Consider the following 15,252-nt stretch of genomic DNA (forward strand, 5'->3'; position numbering starts at 1 on the left):
AAGGGATCAGCGGACGCCGGACAGGGCGTCGACCGCCTCCTTGGAGCCGCCGGCGCGCCGCAGCACCAGCGCCACGGCGGCGAGCGCGGCCAGGGTCAGCAGCAGCATCACCGCCGACATCGCCGCCAGCTCGGGGCGCAGTCCCGCGCGCACCGCGCTGAACACGTACACCGGCCACGGCGTCGAGCCGGAGACCTGCACGAACGCCGAGATGATCGTGTTGTCGAGGCTCAGCGTGAACGCCATCAGCGCCCCGGCCAGCACGGACGGCAGCAGCAGCGGCAGGGTGACCAGGCGGAAGCGGCGCAGGGGAGGGGTGTACAGGTCGGCCGCCGCCTCCTCCAGGGAGGAGTCCATGCCCTGCATCCGGGCGCGGACGAGGAAGGTCACCACCGCCGTCGCGAACAGCGAGTGGGCGACCACGAGGCGGACCCAGCCGCTGTTGAACAGGGTCAGGTCGTGGTCCACCCCCAGCGAGACGAACCACGGGAGCAGCGCCACACCGGAGACGATCTCCGGCGTCACCAGGACCAGCGCCAGCAGCACGGTGACCAGCCGCCCGATCCGCCCGCCCGGATGACGGGCCAGCGCGTACCCGCACAGGGTGCCGAGCACGACGGCGATCAGGGCCGCACCCGCCGCCGCGCGCACCGACACGGACACGGCGGAGAGGATGTCGTCGTTGGACAGCGCCGCGACGTACGCGTCGAAGCCGAACCCCTCCCAGGACGCCAGCAGCCGCCCTCGGTTGAAGGAGTAGACGACGATGACGGCGATCGGCGTGAAGAGGAACGCGATCACGAGCAGGCCCCACAGGCTCAGGACCCGGTCCACGATCGGCCGCGCTCTCATGCGGGGCTCCCTTCCGCGATCCCGGCGAGCTCGCGCCGCCGCCGGTGGGTGAGCAGCCAGGTGCAGGCCGCGCCGACCGCGGCCGTGGCGAGGATCGTCAGGGCGATGACGACGATCAGCACGACCGCCATCGCCGAGCCGAGCGCCCAGTTCTGCGCCTGCTGGAACTGGCTGGCGACGAGCTGGCCGACCATGTTGCCGCGCGCGCCGCCGAGGACGGCCGCCGTGACGTAGTCGCCCATCAGCGGGATGAACACGAGCAGCAGCCCGGCGGCGATGCCCGGCCGGGCCAGCGGCAGCGTGACCTGCAGCGCCGTACGCCACCGGTTGGCGCCGAGGTCCTTGCTCGCCTCGCGCAGCGAGCCGTCGACCCGGTCCAGGGCGACGTACAGCGGGAGGATCATCATGGGCAGGTAGTTGTAGACGACGCCCAGCAGCACCGCGCCCCGGGTGAACAGCATCGAGAACGGCGTGTCGATCAGCCCGAGGCTCTGCATCGCCCGCGAGGCGAACCCCTCGGGCGACAGCACGACCTGCCATCCGATCGTGCGGATCAGGAAGTTGGTCCAGAACGGCACGAGCACCAGGGCCAGCACGACGAAGCGCCGGTGCGGCCGCACCTTGACCGCCAGCCAGTACGCGAAGGGCAGGCCGATCGCCAGGCAGAGCGCGGTGCCGGCCAGGCCGATGCGCAGCGTCCCGGCGAAGCTGGTCAGGAACGTGTCGCCGAGCGCCTCCCGGTAGCGGTCCAGCGTCAGCACGTCGTTCGCGTGGGTCTGGTACAGCCCCGGCTTGCGGCCGAGGGAGTACCAGAACACCAGCCCGACCGGGGCCACGAAGAACAGGGCGATCCACGCCAGGGCGGGCGTGGCGAGCAGCCCCGACGGGACCGCTCGCCACGCCGCTCGCGGACCGCGGCGGTCGGAACTCATGCGCCGGCCTTGGCCTTCATCTTGTTGACGATGGCCATCCGCCGCTCCTGGCCCTCGTTGATGACGCCGGTGTACATCGTGGTGAGCTGCTCGGCGGACGGGAAGATCATGTCGATCAGGCCGAGCTTGAGCTTCTTCGCCTCCTCCTCGCTGCCGGTGACGCCGCTGCCGTAGCCGACGAAGTCCACCTGCTTGACCGCCACGGCCGGGTCGAGCACGTAGTTGATGAGCTCGTGCGCGGCGTCGGCGTTCGCGCTGCCCTTCACGATCGCCCAGTTGTCCATCCAGAGGTTGGTCTTCGGGCCGGGCAGGACCCACTTCCAGCGGTCCTGGTCGCCGCTCGCGAGGATGCCGCGCCGGGCGTCGCCGTTCCAGCAGTGCATGAGGGCGTGCGTGCCCTGCGGGATCGCGCTGCTGCCGGGCGAGGAGTCGAACGCGGCGATGTGCCGGGCGAGGGTGTCGACGAGGAACGTCTCGATCTGGTCGAGCTGGGCCTTGTCGGTCGTGCTCTGGTGCCACCCCCGGGCGAAGCACAGCATGGCGCAGATCTCGCCCGGGTCGTCGACCAGCGAGGTCTTGCCGCTGGCCTCCTTCTGGGCGGCGTCGAAGAAGTCGTCCCAGGTCTTCAGGTCGCGCTTGACGACCCTGGTGTCGTAGACGAAGCCGGTGGTTCCCCAGTACTTCGTCACGGTGTACTTGTTGCCCTGGTCCCATTCCTGGTTCTGGAACGCCTTGTCCAGGTTGGCGAGATTGGGCAGCTTGGCGTGGTCGAGCTCCTGGAGCAGGCCGTTCGCCGCCATCTGCGGGACGAAGACGCCGGTCGGGATGACGATGTCGTAGCCGCTCGTGCCCTTGGCCGCCGCCAGCTTCGCGATCATCTCCTCATTGGAGCTGTAGGAGTCGACGAGCACCTTGGGGCCGTACTTCGCGGCGAAGTCCGCCAGCACCTTCGGGTCGTCGTACGCGCTCCAGGAGTAGGCACGCAGTTCCGCGGCGGCCGAGCCGGAGCCGCCCGAACCCTTCGAGCCGCCGCAGGCGGCGAGCAGGGGAACACTGGCCGCGGCGGCGAGCCCGGCGAGGAAGGTGCGGCGGGGGAGACCGGCGACCCGCGCCGCGGGTGCGAGAAGGCGGGGAGTGTGGTCGTGGTGGTTCACTTGGCGCTTCCAATCGGGGCACGGGGTGTGGCTTCGGCGGGGAAGACGTGGACGTCGGAGGGGGCCCAGGAGCACCGGACCCGGGCGCCCTCGGCGAGGCGGCCGGCCTGGCGGCGCGGCACGCGGGCCAGCAGTTCGTGGCCCGCGTCGGCGTGGACGACGTACTGGAGGACGTCACCGAGCAGGGAGACCGCGGCGACCGTGCCGGGCAGGGCGTTGGCCGAGCCGTCAGACTCGTCCGGCGCCGCCTCGGCCACGGCGACGGCCTCGGGCCGTACGGCGACACGCACCGCGGCGGCTCCTGAGCCCGGCGTCGTCACCGGTTCGGCAAGAAGGACCGTTCCACCGTCGATCTCGATCGTGCGGCCTCCGTCGGCGACGGTGCCGTCGAAAAAGTTCTGCTGGCCGATGAACCCGGCGACGAACGCGGTGGCCGGCCGCTCGTACACGGTGTAGGGGTCGGCGATCTGCTCGATCCGGCCGTTCAGCATCACCGCGACCCGGTCGCTCATCGACAGGGCCTCCTCCTGGTCATGGGTGACGAAGACGAACGTCGTGCCGAGGCGGCTCTGCAGGAGCTTGAGCTCGACCTGCATGTCCTCGCGGAGCTTGCGGTCCAGGGCGGCGAGCGGCTCGTCGAGGAGCAGCACGCTGGGCCGGTTGACCAGGGCGCGGGCGAGCGCGACGCGCTGCTGCTGGCCCCCGGACAGCCGGTTGGGCTTGCGGTCGGCGAAACGCGTCATCTGCACCATGTCGAGCGCCTCGGACACCCGGGACCGGATCTCCGCCCGGTCGATCCCGCGCCGCTGGCGCAGCCCGTACGCGATGTTCGCCGCGACGGTCATGTGCGGAAAGAGGGCGTAGGACTGGAACACGGTGTTGACGTCGCGCTTGTGCGGCGGCAGGTGCTGCACGGCGGCGCCCGAGATGAGGACCTCGCCGCTGTCGGGCTGCTCGAAGCCGGCGAGCATGCGCAGCGTGGTCGTCTTCCCGCACCCCGAGGGGCCGAGCAGGGAGAGGAACTCCCCGGGGTTCACCGACAGGTCAAGGTCCTGGACGACGGTCACGCCGCCGAAGGACTTGCGGACCGAACGGAGCTCGACGGAGCCGGTCCCGTCACCGGCGCCCGCCCGGCGCGCGGATGTGACGGCGTGCCGGGTGGCGGAGCTGCTCATACGACCTCCTTGGAGGATTCGGCCGGGAATTCGGCGAGGGCGCGCAGCGCCCGCTCGACGATCTGCTCCGGAGGCAGGACGAACTCGACGGTGATTCCGGGCTCGTCGTCCGCGAGCGGTTCGAGCGCGGCGTACTGCGCGGTGACCAGGGAGACCGGCATGAAGTGCCCCTCGCGCCCGCCGACCCGGGCGGCCGCGACGTCCGGCGGACCGGCCAGGTGGAGGAACCACACGCCCGGGCGGTGCTCGCGCAGGGCGTCGCGGTAGGTCCGCTTGAGCGCCGAGCAGGACACCACGCCGCCGGCCGAGCCGCGCGCGGCGAGCCAGTCGCCGACCGCCCGCAGCCAGGGCTCGCGGTCGGCGTCGTCGAGCGGCTCGCCGGCGCTCATCTTGGCGACGTTGTCCTCGCTGTGGAACGCGTCGGCGTCGGCGTAGTCGGCGCCGAGCGCCTCGGCGAGGGCACGCCCCACGGTCGTCTTGCCGGCACCTGTCACGCCCATGACGACAATCAAAGGTGCTACGAAAAATGAAGAACTCACGCGATCTGGTCCCCGATGAGATGATGTCTGAGCATCTTGAAGTAAAAGTATGATCCAAGGCAAGACATCAGCGAAAAAAGCATACTTATGAGAGGCGGACGCATGCCCGGCGTGCCGGACAGACAGCAGCCGAGCGACCGCTCCGGAGGGCTGCACGATCGCGTGCTCGACCAGCTCGGGCCGGCGATCGTCTCCGGAGAGACCCCCGAGGGCGAGGTGTTGCGGATCGAGCGGCTCGAGGAGAGCCTCGGGGTGTCGCGCACGGTCATGCGCGAGGCCGTGCGCGTGCTGGAGTCGATGCAGCTTGTGGCGAGCCGGCGGCGCATCGGCGTCACCGTGCTGCCGCGCTCGCAGTGGAACCTGTTCGACCCGCGGATCATCCGCTGGCGGCTGGCCGGCCCCGACCGCATGGCCCAGCTCGAATCCCTGAGCCAGCTTCGCTGCGGCATCGAGCCGGTCGCCGCCTCACTCGCGGCGACCCGCTGCACCCCGGAGCAGTGCGGCACGCTCACGTCCGCCGTGATCGGCATGTCGGTGACGGCGAAACGCGGCGACCTGGACGCCTACCTGGAGCACGACATCACCTTCCATCGCACGATCCTGGAGGCGTCCGGCAACGAGATGTTCTCCGGTCTGGCCCAGGTCGTGGCCGAGGTCCTGGCCGGCCGCACCCATCACAACCTGATGCCCGCCGAGCCGGAGACCGCCGCGATCCGGCTGCACGGCGACGTGGCCGAGGCCGTACAGCTGGGGCACTCCCGCGAGGCCGAGACGGCGATGCGGGCGATCGTCCTGGAGTCGATCGAGGCCATGTCACTGAACACGGGCCTCGGCATGGTCTAGGTGTACTGACCACGGACATCGGTGACTGCGGTCACGATCAGCGACACGCTGTCGATGGTCGTGAAATGGGTGAGGGCTTTCTGGCGTGGTGTGAGTCGACCGTGCGGGGTGAGCACGATGAGATCTCCTGGGCCTGATGCTGAACGGGGCGGACGGCAAGGCCGGACACGGCGCACACGGTCCCAGGCATGAGGGGGCCGGGGGCCTGCAAGTCAAGGAATGCCGTCCCCCGGAGGTCTCGGGCGCGTCAGCCGACGGGGCTGTCCTGGGTGTCGGGGACCTGGGGCAGCCAGTGCACAGCGTTGTCGCGGAAGGACTGGTTGACCGGGACGAGGTCGAGGCCGCTGGTGTCGTCCAGGGCCGTGACGACGATGCCGAGATCCGGGACGTCGCTGTCGATCGCCGCGAGGCGGCTGCCGCAGTGGGGGCAGAAGCCGCGCTTGGCCTCGCCCTCGAACGTCTCGAACCAGGTCGGCTCGCTCTCGCCGGTCCAGGTGACATCTTTCGGGGCGAAGCCGGCCCACCACATCATCGGCCCGCCGCCGAGCTTCTGGCAGTGGGGGCAGCTGCACGTGTGAGGGTAGGCAGCCTTGCCCTTGACGGTGAAGCGGATCCGTCCGCACAGGCATCCGCCGGAGCGTTCCTGGGCTGAGGCGACGATGTCGGCGGTGCGATTCATCAGTTCATCTCCCGGGCACGGTGCGTGAGTTGAGCCCACCAGTGTGTCATCCCCTCGGCGATCGTCAGGAACTGGTGGGCGCGGGCCGCGGTGGAGTGTTGCCGCAGCCGCTCGGGGTACGGGCCGACCCCGCCGATTGGCAGGTAAGGCTCGATGAACTCCCACTCTTCGTCTGTCAGTTGGACTCGCGTCACCCAACACGGGGTCCCGGTAGTCCTGTAGGAATTTCTGTCGGATATGCGCCTGAGCTGGGGTTACGTGTCCTTGGTGAGGTGTCGGTAGATGGTGGGGCGGGTGACGCCGAACTCGTCGGCGATCTGCTGGACGGTGTAGCGGCGTTTGCCGTCCTCGTCTTTCTCGTCGTACATCTGGCGCGCAAGCTTCACCTGGCGGGGGCCGAGCTTGGGCTTCTGACCGCCGGTCCGGCCCCGGGCGCGGGCGGCTTCCAGGCCGTCGAGGGTGCGTTCGGACATGAGGGTGTGCTCGAACTCGGCGATCGCGCCAAGGATCTGGAAGAACATCCGGCCGACCGACCGCGCCACCAGGGAGCCGACTCCGAACGCCACCGCTGCGGCGAGCACCAGTGCGCCCAGTCCGTTGTCGATCACCGAAACAAGCGCGGTACGCCTTCCGTATGAAAGGGCTCAGCCCACCACGAACAGCACGCTCGGGCCGGGATCACGATAATGACGAATGCGGTGACCATGAACGTCACCAGCCGATCCAAGGCGATCACAAATGAGACGATAGATGCACCTGCGTTCAGGGCGACAGGGATCACACGTGCCGGCGATGGAGGACCGCGGTTTGGACGGGGATGTCAGCCGGAGGGCAGAAGCTCGAGTGGCAGAGCGTTCGGAGGAGCGACCGCCGACGCGGATCGCGACCGGCGCCGAGCCGGCGGGCGGGGTCCGGTGGGCGGTACGCCTCACAGAAGTGCGCAAGACCCATGGTCGAGGGCGAGGCGGAGTGATTGCGCTGGACAACGTGTCGACGGCATTGCCGTACGGCACGTTCACCGCGATCATGGGCCCGTCCGGGTCGGGAAAGAGCACGCTGCTGCACTGCGCGTCCGGCCTGGAGCGACCGGATCAGGGCATGGTCGAGGTCGGTGGTCGTGAACTCGGCGCTCTCAGTGAGACGGCTTTGACGAGGCTGCGCCGTGAACGCATCGGGTTCGTCTTCCAGGGGTTCAACCTCCTTCCCGCCCTGACCGCCGAGCAGAACATCGTCCTGCCGGTCCGTCTCGCGGGCCGGCGAGCGACGCTGGACCGCGACTGGCTGGAGCGGCTGATCGACTACACCGGGCTCGGTGAACGTCGGCACCACCGGCCGGGGGAACTGTCGGGAGGCCAGCAGCAGCGTGTGGCCATCGCCCGGGCCTTGATCACCCGGCCTGACGTGGTCTTCGCCGACGAGCCCACCGGAGCGCTGGACACCTCCTCCGGCCGCAAGGTCCTTGAGCTGCTGCGCGGGCTGGTCGAGGAGGTCGGTCAGACGGTCCTGATGGTGACCCACGATCCAGCGGCCGCCTCGTACGCCGATTCCGTGCTGCTGCTCGCGGACGGGCGCATCATCGACGTGCTGCGCCGACCGTCTGCGGCGACGGTCGCCGAGCGGCTCGCCGGACTGGGGGTGTGACGTGCTCGTCTCGCTGGCCTGGTCCACCGTGCGGTTCCGGAAAACGTCTTTCACCGGATCGTTCGTGGCGATGACGTGCGCGCAGCTTCTAGTGATGGCCTGCGCCGCGCTGTTGGAATCGGGGGCGAGGGCGGCACCGGCCCAGGGCGGGGGAGACGTCATCTCCTTCGCCGTCCCCTTTGGCTTCACCTGCCTGCTCGTCTCCGCCTTCGCGGTGGCCGGCACCTTCTCCCTCTCGGTTCAGCAGCGCACGCGGGAGATCGCCCTGCTCAGGGCCGTCGCCGCGACGCCCGGCCAGGTCCGCCGGCTCATCGCCTACGAGGCCCTCGTGGTCACCGCCGTCGCCGCCGTCCCCGGCTGTGGTCTCGGCGTTCTGCTGGCGGCCGCGCTGCGGGCCTGGATCGTCGGGCAGGGCTGGGTGCCGGAATCCTTCTCGTTGAGCTTCGGGCCGCCCAGCGTGCTCGGCGCGGTGTCGCTGTGCGGGGTGACGGCCCAACTCGCCGTCTGGAGCAGCGGTCGGCGAGCCGCCAAGGTCCGAGTCCTGCAAGCCCTGGGGGAAGCGTCGGTGCCCGCCCGGCGTGTGGGCGTGGCACGCACGGTGCTGGGACTCGCGGTGCTGGCCGGCGGCGTCTGGGGGCTGGCGGCACTCTCCCGGTCTTCGATCTCGGACGCCGCCAGCGCGGCAGGCGGCATGGTCATGGTGCTCATGGTCGCGGTGGGACTGCTCGCCCCCTGGGTCGGAAGGGGCGCGGGTGCCGTCTTCGGGCTCCTGTGCCTTCTGCTGCTGCCGGTGATCGGCCCGCTGGTCCGGGCGAACCTCGGCGTCGGCCACCGCCGGCTGGGCGCGGCCGCCACGCCGCTCGCGCTCACCGTCGCGTTCGCGGCTGTCGCCCTGTTCGTCCCCCAAATGAAGTGGCACGAGCTGCAAAAGCAGGACCACGGTCGGCTGGTCGCCGACCGTCTGGTGCAGGCTACGGAGAAAGGACTGCCCGACTCCGCCGACCGGACAGTGCGCGGACTGCCGGGAGTGGCCGCGGCGGTCGGCACCAGGCAGGCATGGGCCCAGGTGCTCACCCGCAACGATCCGGCGGGGCAGGGCCCGGATGCCATCGCCCAGGCGGTCACCGACGGCCCGCTGAACCAGGTGCTGGACCTGGGCGTCGCCCAAGGCGACGTCGACCGGCTCGGCTCGCACGACATCGCGATGAGCCAGGCGCTCGCCCGCAAGGTCCACGCCGCGGTGGGCGATCGGCTGTGGCTCTCCTTCGGCGACGACCGTCGCGAAGGCACCAGGGTCACCGCGATCTACACCCGTGACCGAGGATTCGGTGACCTCGTCGTCTCACATCAGCTCGCCGCCGCGCACCGGAACGGTGAACCGTCCGGCCAGGACACGGTGTACGTGCGCGCCCTGCCGGGACAGCAGCGGACAGTGGCGGAGGGGCTGGAGGCTCTGCGGCGAAAGCATCCGTCCTGGCAGGTACTCGACCGCACCGCGCACTGGTCCGAGGCGCGCCGCCAGCAGGACGCATCGATGGCCGCCACCTACCTGCTGCTGGTCGTGGTGACCGTGTTCACGTCGATCTCGGTGGTGAACACACTGGTGATGACCACCATGGAACGCGCCGGGGAATTCGCGTTGTTGCGGCTCGTCGGTGCGACGCGCAGGCAGGTCGCCCGCATGATGAGCGCGGAGAACGCCGTCACGGTGCTCGCCGCACTCGGCGTCGGCGCGACGGTGGCCGCAATGGTGCTGACCGGGTTCAGCAAGGCGTTGACCGACTCGCCGTACCCCTCCCTGGAAGGTCCCACCATCGCTCTGATCCTGGGCGCGGCAGGTGTCCTCGCACTCACCACGGGGCTACTGACCACGCACATCGCCCTTCGCCAGCAGCCGGGCACCGCCCTGCGCGGCGGCGAATAGCCCCCGCGCGGGCGACCGGGACGACACGGGCCTGACGGTGGTTCCCACGTGGCCCGCGAGTCACGCGCGGACACGGCCTGGTCGAACAGGGCGACGACCTCGTCCAGTTGGTCGATCGCCGCCTGCGCGACGAACGCCAGCAGGATCGGGTACTTGCGTTCCTCCCGCCGGTCCAGTGCCTGGTTCGTCGACCTCCGCGCCACCGTCGCCAGGAACCGGCGCCGCTCGTTCGGCAGCGCAGACAGATCCACGGTGTGCGCGTCGATCGCCCGCAGCCACAACAGCTTGTCGATCGACGTCTTCACCGCCGACGCGGTGGCCTCCCGCGCCCCCTGCCGCAACCACTCCAGCCGGGTCATCCCCAACCCCACGTCCACGATCGGCAGCCGCTCCAGGTCCGCCCGGACCTCCTCGGTCAGCAGATGCCCCAGCAGCTCCGTGGTCAGCGCGGTCGCACCGGTGCGGGCCTCGCCGACCATCTTGGCCAGCACCGTCGGACCTGGCCGCACCACGTGCGCCGACATCAGATACTCCCGCGCCAGGTTGAACAGCAACGTCGAGCTGTCGTGCTCCATCGCCCTGTCCAGCAGGAACTGGGTCAGCTCCTTCAACGCCTGGCTGCCCGGGGCGGTCGTCTTCCAGCCCAGATACTTGACCACCAGCTTCAGGTGGTCGGTCCGGGTATGGTCCCGCCGCCCGTATCCCTGCAACGCTCCCGGATGCAGCCGCAACTGCTCCGCCAACCGGGCCACCGCCGTGGGCGGCACCGACGCCACATCATCCGGCACGAACCCGAGCCAGGACAACGTTCCCAGCTGGACCGCAAGCCCCAGCTCTAGCTGTATTGACGCGTGCAGGGGGCGGCGGGCGGCTTGCCGATGCCCACCAGGAGGGAGTTCTCGATGAACTGCTTGGCCCGGGTCTCGGATTGGGTGACGGTGCCGGTCATCGCGAGCCGCTTCTTCGGCACGTAGAGCTGGAAGGCGCCGAAGAAGCCGTTGTGTCCGTAGACGGTCTCGCCCGCCAGCGCCATCCGGGAGATGCCCAGACCGTACGGCGAGCCGGCCTTGATGCTCTGCGGGGTGCTGCGCAGCATCGTCCGGAGCGTCGCCGGACGCTTGAAGACCTTGCCCTCGAACAGGCCGCGCATGAACCGGTTGAGGTCGGCCGCGGTGGAGACCAGGCCGCCCCCGCCGAACGTGTCGAACGTCGGGTTGAAGTCGTAGGTGTCGAGTTCGCCGATGTAGTTGTGGGCGCGCGGGCCGCGTGGCGCCTCCCGCCCTTCGAGGTAGGTGCGGTCCATCTTCAGCGGCCGTAGCAGCATCGACCGGTACAACCGGTGCAGCGGCTCGCGGGCGGCCTTCTCGATGACGAGCGCGGCCAGGACGTAGCCGGTGTCGGAGTAGTGGTAGCCCTGGCCGGGCGCGAAGTAGGGCTTGCCCGACCGCAGCGCCCAGTCCACCAGCTCCTGGGGCTTCCAGGTCTTGTGCGGGTGTTCGAGGGCGTACTGGAACCACTTCTCGTCCCGCACGTAGTCGTACAGGCCGGCGGTGTGGTCGAGGAGTTGCCGGACGGTGATCCGCGAGCCGTACGGGATGCGCGCGACCAGCTTCCGGTCCAGGTATCCGCCGATGGGAGCGTCCAGGCGCAGGTCGCCGCGTTCGGCGAGCCGGAGCGCGACGGCTGCGGTCATCGTCTTGGTGACGCTGGCCGTCCGGAAGGCATCGGAGGTGCGCAGGGCGCGTCCGCCCAACTCGTACACGCCGGCCGCGCCGTGGAAGCTCCGGCCGGGCCAGGTCACGGCGAGGATCGCGCCGGGCACGGGCGGCACGACGACGCCGTCCAGCAGGCAGCGGAGCTGCGCGTTCGAGGCGTCCCGGCCCTCGGCGGGGACGCGTGCCGTCCGGGCGCCGGCCGGGACGGCGAGGCCGCCACTGAGCACCACGCCCGCCAGGACGGCGCCGAACACCCGGGACTTCTGGACATGGTGGCTAATTTTTGACCGCATGGCCAGGATTCAATCCAGCTGGTATGAGTGAGACAAGAGGCCCGCGCGAATTCTGCGGTTTCCCGCACCAAGGAGGTGCCGCCATGCCCGACTCCGGCTGGGACGACTCCCTGCTCCCCCGAGAGCGTGAGGTGCTTGCCCTGATGGCCGAGGGCTGGTCCAACACCGGCATCGCCGACCAGATGTACGTGTCGCTGAGCGCGGTCGAGAAACACGTCACCGCGGTGTTCGCCAAACTCGGGGTGCCCGCGTCGGCGGCCGGCAACCGCCGGGTGCTGGCGGTGCTGCGCTACCTCGCGGCGACCGGCCGGACCGGCGAACGGCTCAGTGAACGGCCCGGCGCGGGGTGGGGGAAACCGCACAGTCGCTGACCAGGGCTTGCCGCGCGACGTTTCCCTGGCTTGAATTCTGGCCATGCGGTCAAAAATCATTCAGGACGGCCAGAAGAAGAAGGCCTCGTTCATCGAGGAGGCCCGGCGACGGCAGATCGTGGAGGGCGCCATCTCCACCATCGCCAGCGCCGGGCTGCCGCAGGCGTCGCTGGCCCGGATCGCCCAGGACGTCGGCGTCAGCAAGGGCGTGATCTCCTACCATTTCGCCGGTAAGGACGAACTGATCCAGCAGGTAGTCAACGCCCTGTTCGTCGAGACCAACCGGTTCATCAAGGCCCGGGTGGACCGGGCACCAGACGCCCCGCGCCGGCTACGCGCCTTCATCGAGGCCAGCTTCGAGTTCATGGCGGCCAACCGCGCCAACTTCGTCGCCCTGGTGGACATCTGGGGCAGCTTCGGATCGCCGGAGGCCAAGCGCCGTTTCAACGCCGACATGTACGACCCGTGCCGCCACCACCTGGAGGGCATCCTGCGGCGCGGCCAGGACAGCGGCGACTTTCGCGACTTCTCGCCGGGCACGCTGGCCGCCACCGTCCAGGGCGCGATCGACGGCGTGATGCTCCAGTGGGTCTTCGACGAGGAGGCCATCGACCTGGCCGACTGCGCCGCCGAGCTGGTGACGATGTTCGACCTGGCCACCCGGCGGCGGGCGTGACCGCCGCGCCGCCGTTCTGCGGGAGAACGGCCGAGAACATCGCGGGGGGCCTCGGCGGGTTACTCCGGGACCGGGCCGCCGCCGACGGCGACCGGGTGCTGTTCCGCTTCGCCGGCGTCGAGACCACCGTCGCGCAGGTGGAGGACCGGACCAACCGGCTGGCGGACGTGCTGGCCGCGCACGGCGTCCGCCGCGGCGACCGGGTCGCGGTGATGCTGGGCAACGGCGTCGGCTTCCCGGTCGCCTGGCTGGCGATCGCCAAGCTCGGCGCGGTGATCGTCCCGGTGAACCCCGGCTACCGCAGCGCCGACCTGGCCCACGTCGTCAAGGACTCCGGCGCGGTGCTGGCCCTGGCCGGCTCGGCCACCGCAGCCGAGGCGCTGCTGGCGCTGGACTTCGGCGAGGTCGGGCTGCTCGACCCCGCCGACGCCGGGCCCGCGCCCGAACCCGTCCGAGCCGCCGGCACCTTCGACGCGGGCGCCGAGCTGGCCGCCGCGTCCGGCGTCCGCGACCTGCCCGACATCGGCTGGGACGACCTCGTCAACCTCCAGTACACCTCGGGAACGACCGGGTTCCCCAAGGGCTGCATGCTCACCCACCGCTACTGGCTCCACCTGGCCGAGCTCGCGGCCGACGTCGCCGCCGTCACACCGGACGACGTGGACCTCACCGCGCAGCCCTTCTACTACATGGACCCGCAGTGGAACACGGTGCTGTGCCTGCTGACCGGCATCCCGCTGGTGATCCTGCCGCGCTTCTCCGCCTCGGGCTTCTGGCCGTCGGTCCGCGACCACGGCGTCACCTTCTTCTACGTCCTCGGCACGATGCCGCTGCTGCTGCTCAAGCAGCCGCCCGACCCTGAACTGGACCGGGCCCACCGCGTTCGGCTCGTCATGTGCTCGGGCATCACGCCCGCCCTGCACGCCGCGATCGAGGAGCGTTGGGGCGCGCCCTGGCGGGAAGCGTACGGCAGCACCGAGGCGGGGGTCGTGCTGGCCGTCCGGCCCGAGGACACCGCGTGCATTGGCACCGGTGCGATGGGACGGCCCGTTCCCGGCAAGGAGGCCAAGGTCGTTCGAGAGGACGGGTCCGACGCCGCAGACGGTGAGGTCGGCGAGATCGTGGTACGCGGCGAGCCGATGCTGACCGGCTACTGGAACCGGGACGAGCCGCTGCTACGCGACGGCTGGTACCCCATGGGCGACCTCGGCTACCGGGACGCGCGCGGCCACTACCACTTGGTCGGGCGGCTCAAGGAGATGATCCGGCGCGGCAGCGAGAACATCGCCGCCGCCGAGGTGGAGGCGGTCCTGACCGACCACCCGGCCGTGCGCGCCGCCGCCGTGGTCCCGGTGCCCGACGAGCTGTTCGGCGAGGAGGTCAAGGCGTTCGTACAGACCGCCGAGCCCGTCGAGCCGCACGAGCTGGTGGCGTACGTCCGCGCGCGGCTGGCCGACTTCAAGACGCCGAGGTTCGTGGAGTTCGTCGAGGCGTTCCCGATGACGCCGTCCGAACGCATCGCCAAGCACCTGCTGCCCGCCGGACGGGGCGGCGCCTACGACACCCGGGAGGAAATCCGATGAGCACCGATCTGCGGGTGCGCCGCGCCGGCTCGGCCCTGGTGGTCGCCTTCGATCGGCCCGAGGTGCTCAACGCCTTCCGGCAGCGCACCTACGGCGAGTTGGTCGCCGTCCTGGACGAAGCCGCCCACGACGACACGGTGGGCGCGGTGGTGCTCACCGGCACCGGCCGCGCCTTCTCGGCAGGCACAGACCTGAAGGAGGCCGGCGCGCAGTTGGCCGCAGGGTCCGACGCCGACCTGGTCGAACGGACCGCCGCGCTCCAGGACCTCACCCGCCGCTTCACCGGCCACCCCAAGGTGATCATCTCGGCGGTCAACGGGATCGCGGTCGGTGTCGGCGTGGAGCTGGCCATCGCCAGCGACCTGCGACTGGCCGGCCACGCCGCCTCGTTCGCCTTCAAGGAGGTGCACCGCGGCCTGTTCCCGAGCAACGGGGTACTGTACTCGCTGCCCCGCCTGGTCGGCCACGGTCGCGCGGTGGACCTGCTGCTGTCGGGCGAGACCGTCGGCGCCGCCGAGGCGTACCGCGCCGGGCTGGTCAGCCGGCTGGTCCCCGACGCCGACCTGCTCGACGCGGCACTGGAGCTGGCCGAACGCGTCGCCGCCGCCGCACCCACCCCGGTACGCCTGATCAAGAAGGCCATGCAGCGGGTCTGGGAGCTGGACCTGGAAGAGGTGCTCGACCTGGAGACCGAGGGGCTGCTGGCCTGCCTGCGCGGCCCGGACGTGCTCGAAGGCGTCCGGTCCTTCATCGAGCGGCGCCCCGCCGTCTACCGCGGCGACTGACCGTCCCGCGGCGGGACGCCGACCGCGCCCGCCGCCCGTCCCACCCCTGTGATCAACGAGACCCCGGCCCGCCCATGGGCCGGGGTCCCG

Annotated in this window: 15 protein-coding genes and 1 pseudogene; 7 read left to right on the forward strand and 9 right to left on the reverse strand. The window is 70.6% G+C overall.

All coding sequences use genetic code 11. The annotated features are described in order from the left end of the window. Nucleotides 1–6: 6 nt before the first annotated feature. From AWQ68_RS22745 to AWQ68_RS22765, 5 genes are read right to left on the reverse strand one after another with little or no spacing between them, the layout of a single operon-like run. Nucleotides 7–852: an ABC transporter permease gene (locus AWQ68_RS22745; protein ID WP_066943407.1), complete on the reverse strand. Its 846-nt coding sequence runs from the start codon at nt 850–852 to the stop codon at nt 7–9. Beyond that, nucleotides 849–1,784, reverse strand: coding sequence for an ABC transporter permease (locus tag AWQ68_RS22750; RefSeq protein WP_066943409.1), 936 nt, complete (start codon nt 1,782–1,784; stop codon nt 849–851). Before AWQ68_RS22750 ends, AWQ68_RS22745 begins: the two co-directional genes overlap by 4 nt. Next, nucleotides 1,781–2,938 (reverse strand): polyamine ABC transporter substrate-binding protein, encoded by a 1,158-nt coding sequence (locus tag AWQ68_RS22755; RefSeq protein WP_066943411.1) that lies wholly within the window; start codon nt 2,936–2,938, stop codon nt 1,781–1,783. The genes AWQ68_RS22750 and AWQ68_RS22755 overlap by 4 nt, the downstream gene beginning before the upstream one ends. Continuing rightward, complete coding sequence (locus tag AWQ68_RS22760; protein ID WP_066943413.1) at nt 2,935–4,113, reverse strand: ABC transporter ATP-binding protein; 1,179 nt, start codon at nt 4,111–4,113, stop codon at nt 2,935–2,937. Before AWQ68_RS22760 ends, AWQ68_RS22755 begins: the two co-directional genes overlap by 4 nt. Next, on the reverse strand, nt 4,110–4,613 hold the full coding sequence (locus tag AWQ68_RS22765; protein WP_066943415.1) for a gluconokinase: 504 nt from the start codon (nt 4,611–4,613) through the stop codon (nt 4,110–4,112). The genes AWQ68_RS22760 and AWQ68_RS22765 overlap by 4 nt, the downstream gene beginning before the upstream one ends. A gap of 141 nt (nt 4,614–4,754) precedes the next feature. Here AWQ68_RS22765 and AWQ68_RS22770 point away from each other — a divergent pair, with 141 nt between their 5' ends. Continuing rightward, nucleotides 4,755–5,495, forward strand: a complete 741-nt coding sequence (locus tag AWQ68_RS22770; protein ID WP_066943417.1) for a FadR/GntR family transcriptional regulator — start codon at nt 4,755–4,757, stop codon at nt 5,493–5,495. Nucleotides 5,496–5,742: 247 nt separating this feature from the next. Here AWQ68_RS22770 and AWQ68_RS22775 read toward each other — a convergent pair whose 3' ends face one another. Both AWQ68_RS22775 and AWQ68_RS22785 read right to left on the reverse strand, forming a co-directional pair. Then, nucleotides 5,743–6,174 carry a GFA family protein gene (locus AWQ68_RS22775; protein ID WP_066943419.1) on the reverse strand — a complete coding sequence of 144 codons (432 nt, stop codon included), beginning with the start codon at nt 6,172–6,174 and terminating at the stop codon, nt 5,743–5,745. 254 nt (nt 6,175–6,428) lie between these two features. Further along, a complete protein-coding gene (locus AWQ68_RS22785; protein WP_218006984.1) occupies nt 6,429–6,782 on the reverse strand; it encodes a recombinase family protein in 354 nt (117 codons plus the stop codon). Nucleotides 6,783–6,966: 184 nt separating this feature from the next. Between AWQ68_RS22785 and AWQ68_RS22790 the strand changes: the two genes are divergently transcribed. Both AWQ68_RS22790 and AWQ68_RS22795 read left to right on the forward strand, forming a co-directional pair. Next, nucleotides 6,967–7,815, forward strand: coding sequence for an ABC transporter ATP-binding protein (locus AWQ68_RS22790; protein ID WP_084464317.1), 849 nt, complete (start codon nt 6,967–6,969; stop codon nt 7,813–7,815). Between the two features lie 70 nt (nt 7,816–7,885). Further along, nucleotides 7,886–9,739: an FtsX-like permease family protein gene (locus tag AWQ68_RS22795; protein ID WP_218006985.1), complete on the forward strand. Its 1,854-nt coding sequence runs from the start codon at nt 7,886–7,888 to the stop codon at nt 9,737–9,739. A 476-nt stretch (nt 9,740–10,215) separates the two neighbouring features. On the opposite strand, the pseudogene AWQ68_RS45770 reads toward AWQ68_RS22795, so the two are convergent. Beyond that, nucleotides 10,216–10,668, reverse strand: a pseudogene (locus AWQ68_RS45770) (DUF4158 domain-containing protein); the annotation flags it as partial. Continuing rightward, nucleotides 10,575–11,747 carry a serine hydrolase domain-containing protein gene (locus AWQ68_RS22800; RefSeq protein WP_157545597.1) on the reverse strand — a complete coding sequence of 391 codons (1,173 nt, stop codon included), beginning with the start codon at nt 11,745–11,747 and terminating at the stop codon, nt 10,575–10,577. The gene AWQ68_RS22800 and the pseudogene AWQ68_RS45770, both read right to left, overlap by 94 nt. Before the next feature lie 83 nt (nt 11,748–11,830). Here AWQ68_RS22800 and AWQ68_RS22805 point away from each other — a divergent pair, with 83 nt between their 5' ends. Genes AWQ68_RS22805 through AWQ68_RS22820 form a run of 4 tightly spaced genes read left to right on the forward strand, consistent with a single transcriptional unit; the run spans nt 11,831 to nt 15,162 of the window. Beyond that, nucleotides 11,831–12,118, forward strand: a complete 288-nt coding sequence (locus AWQ68_RS22805) for a response regulator transcription factor (protein WP_066943427.1) — start codon at nt 11,831–11,833, stop codon at nt 12,116–12,118. A gap of 43 nt (nt 12,119–12,161) precedes the next feature. Beyond that, nucleotides 12,162–12,794: a TetR/AcrR family transcriptional regulator gene (locus AWQ68_RS22810; protein ID WP_066943429.1), complete on the forward strand. Its 633-nt coding sequence runs from the start codon at nt 12,162–12,164 to the stop codon at nt 12,792–12,794. Next, on the forward strand, nt 12,791–14,377 hold the full coding sequence (locus AWQ68_RS22815; protein WP_157545599.1) for an AMP-binding protein: 1,587 nt from the start codon (nt 12,791–12,793) through the stop codon (nt 14,375–14,377). The genes AWQ68_RS22810 and AWQ68_RS22815 overlap by 4 nt, the downstream gene beginning before the upstream one ends. Then, nucleotides 14,374–15,162, forward strand: coding sequence for an enoyl-CoA hydratase/isomerase family protein (locus AWQ68_RS22820; protein ID WP_066943431.1), 789 nt, complete (start codon nt 14,374–14,376; stop codon nt 15,160–15,162). Before AWQ68_RS22815 ends, AWQ68_RS22820 begins: the two co-directional genes overlap by 4 nt. Nucleotides 15,163–15,252 lie beyond the last annotated feature (90 nt).

The sequence above is a fragment of the Microtetraspora fusca genome (assembly GCF_001570365.1).
Taxonomy (GTDB): Bacteria; Actinomycetota; Actinomycetes; order Streptosporangiales; family Streptosporangiaceae; genus Microtetraspora; species Microtetraspora fusca.

What these genes read in the sequence shown, in the direction of transcription:
- AWQ68_RS22775 (WP_066943419.1), bottom strand. Translation starts at nt 6,174, where the DNA reads ATGAATCGCACCGCCGACATCGTCGCCTCAGCCCAGGAACGCTCCGGC.
- AWQ68_RS22795 (WP_218006985.1), top strand. Translation starts at nt 7,886, where the DNA reads ATGACGTGCGCGCAGCTTCTAGTGATGGCCTGCGCCGCGCTGTTGGAA.
- AWQ68_RS22810 (WP_066943429.1), top strand. Translation starts at nt 12,162, where the DNA reads ATGCGGTCAAAAATCATTCAGGACGGCCAGAAGAAGAAGGCCTCGTTC.
- AWQ68_RS22800 (WP_157545597.1), bottom strand. Translation starts at nt 11,747, where the DNA reads ATGCGGTCAAAAATTAGCCACCATGTCCAGAAGTCCCGGGTGTTCGGC.
- AWQ68_RS22760 (WP_066943413.1), bottom strand. Translation starts at nt 4,113, where the DNA reads ATGAGCAGCTCCGCCACCCGGCACGCCGTCACATCCGCGCGCCGGGCG.
- AWQ68_RS22770 (WP_066943417.1), top strand. Translation starts at nt 4,755, where the DNA reads ATGCCCGGCGTGCCGGACAGACAGCAGCCGAGCGACCGCTCCGGAGGG.
- AWQ68_RS22765 (WP_066943415.1), bottom strand. Translation starts at nt 4,613, where the DNA reads ATGGGCGTGACAGGTGCCGGCAAGACGACCGTGGGGCGTGCCCTCGCC.
- AWQ68_RS22745 (WP_066943407.1), bottom strand. Translation starts at nt 852, where the DNA reads ATGAGAGCGCGGCCGATCGTGGACCGGGTCCTGAGCCTGTGGGGCCTG.
- AWQ68_RS22805 (WP_066943427.1), top strand. Translation starts at nt 11,831, where the DNA reads ATGCCCGACTCCGGCTGGGACGACTCCCTGCTCCCCCGAGAGCGTGAG.
- AWQ68_RS22820 (WP_066943431.1), top strand. Translation starts at nt 14,374, where the DNA reads ATGAGCACCGATCTGCGGGTGCGCCGCGCCGGCTCGGCCCTGGTGGTC.
- AWQ68_RS22790 (WP_084464317.1), top strand. Translation starts at nt 6,967, where the DNA reads ATGGAGGACCGCGGTTTGGACGGGGATGTCAGCCGGAGGGCAGAAGCT.
- AWQ68_RS22750 (WP_066943409.1), bottom strand. Translation starts at nt 1,784, where the DNA reads ATGAGTTCCGACCGCCGCGGTCCGCGAGCGGCGTGGCGAGCGGTCCCG.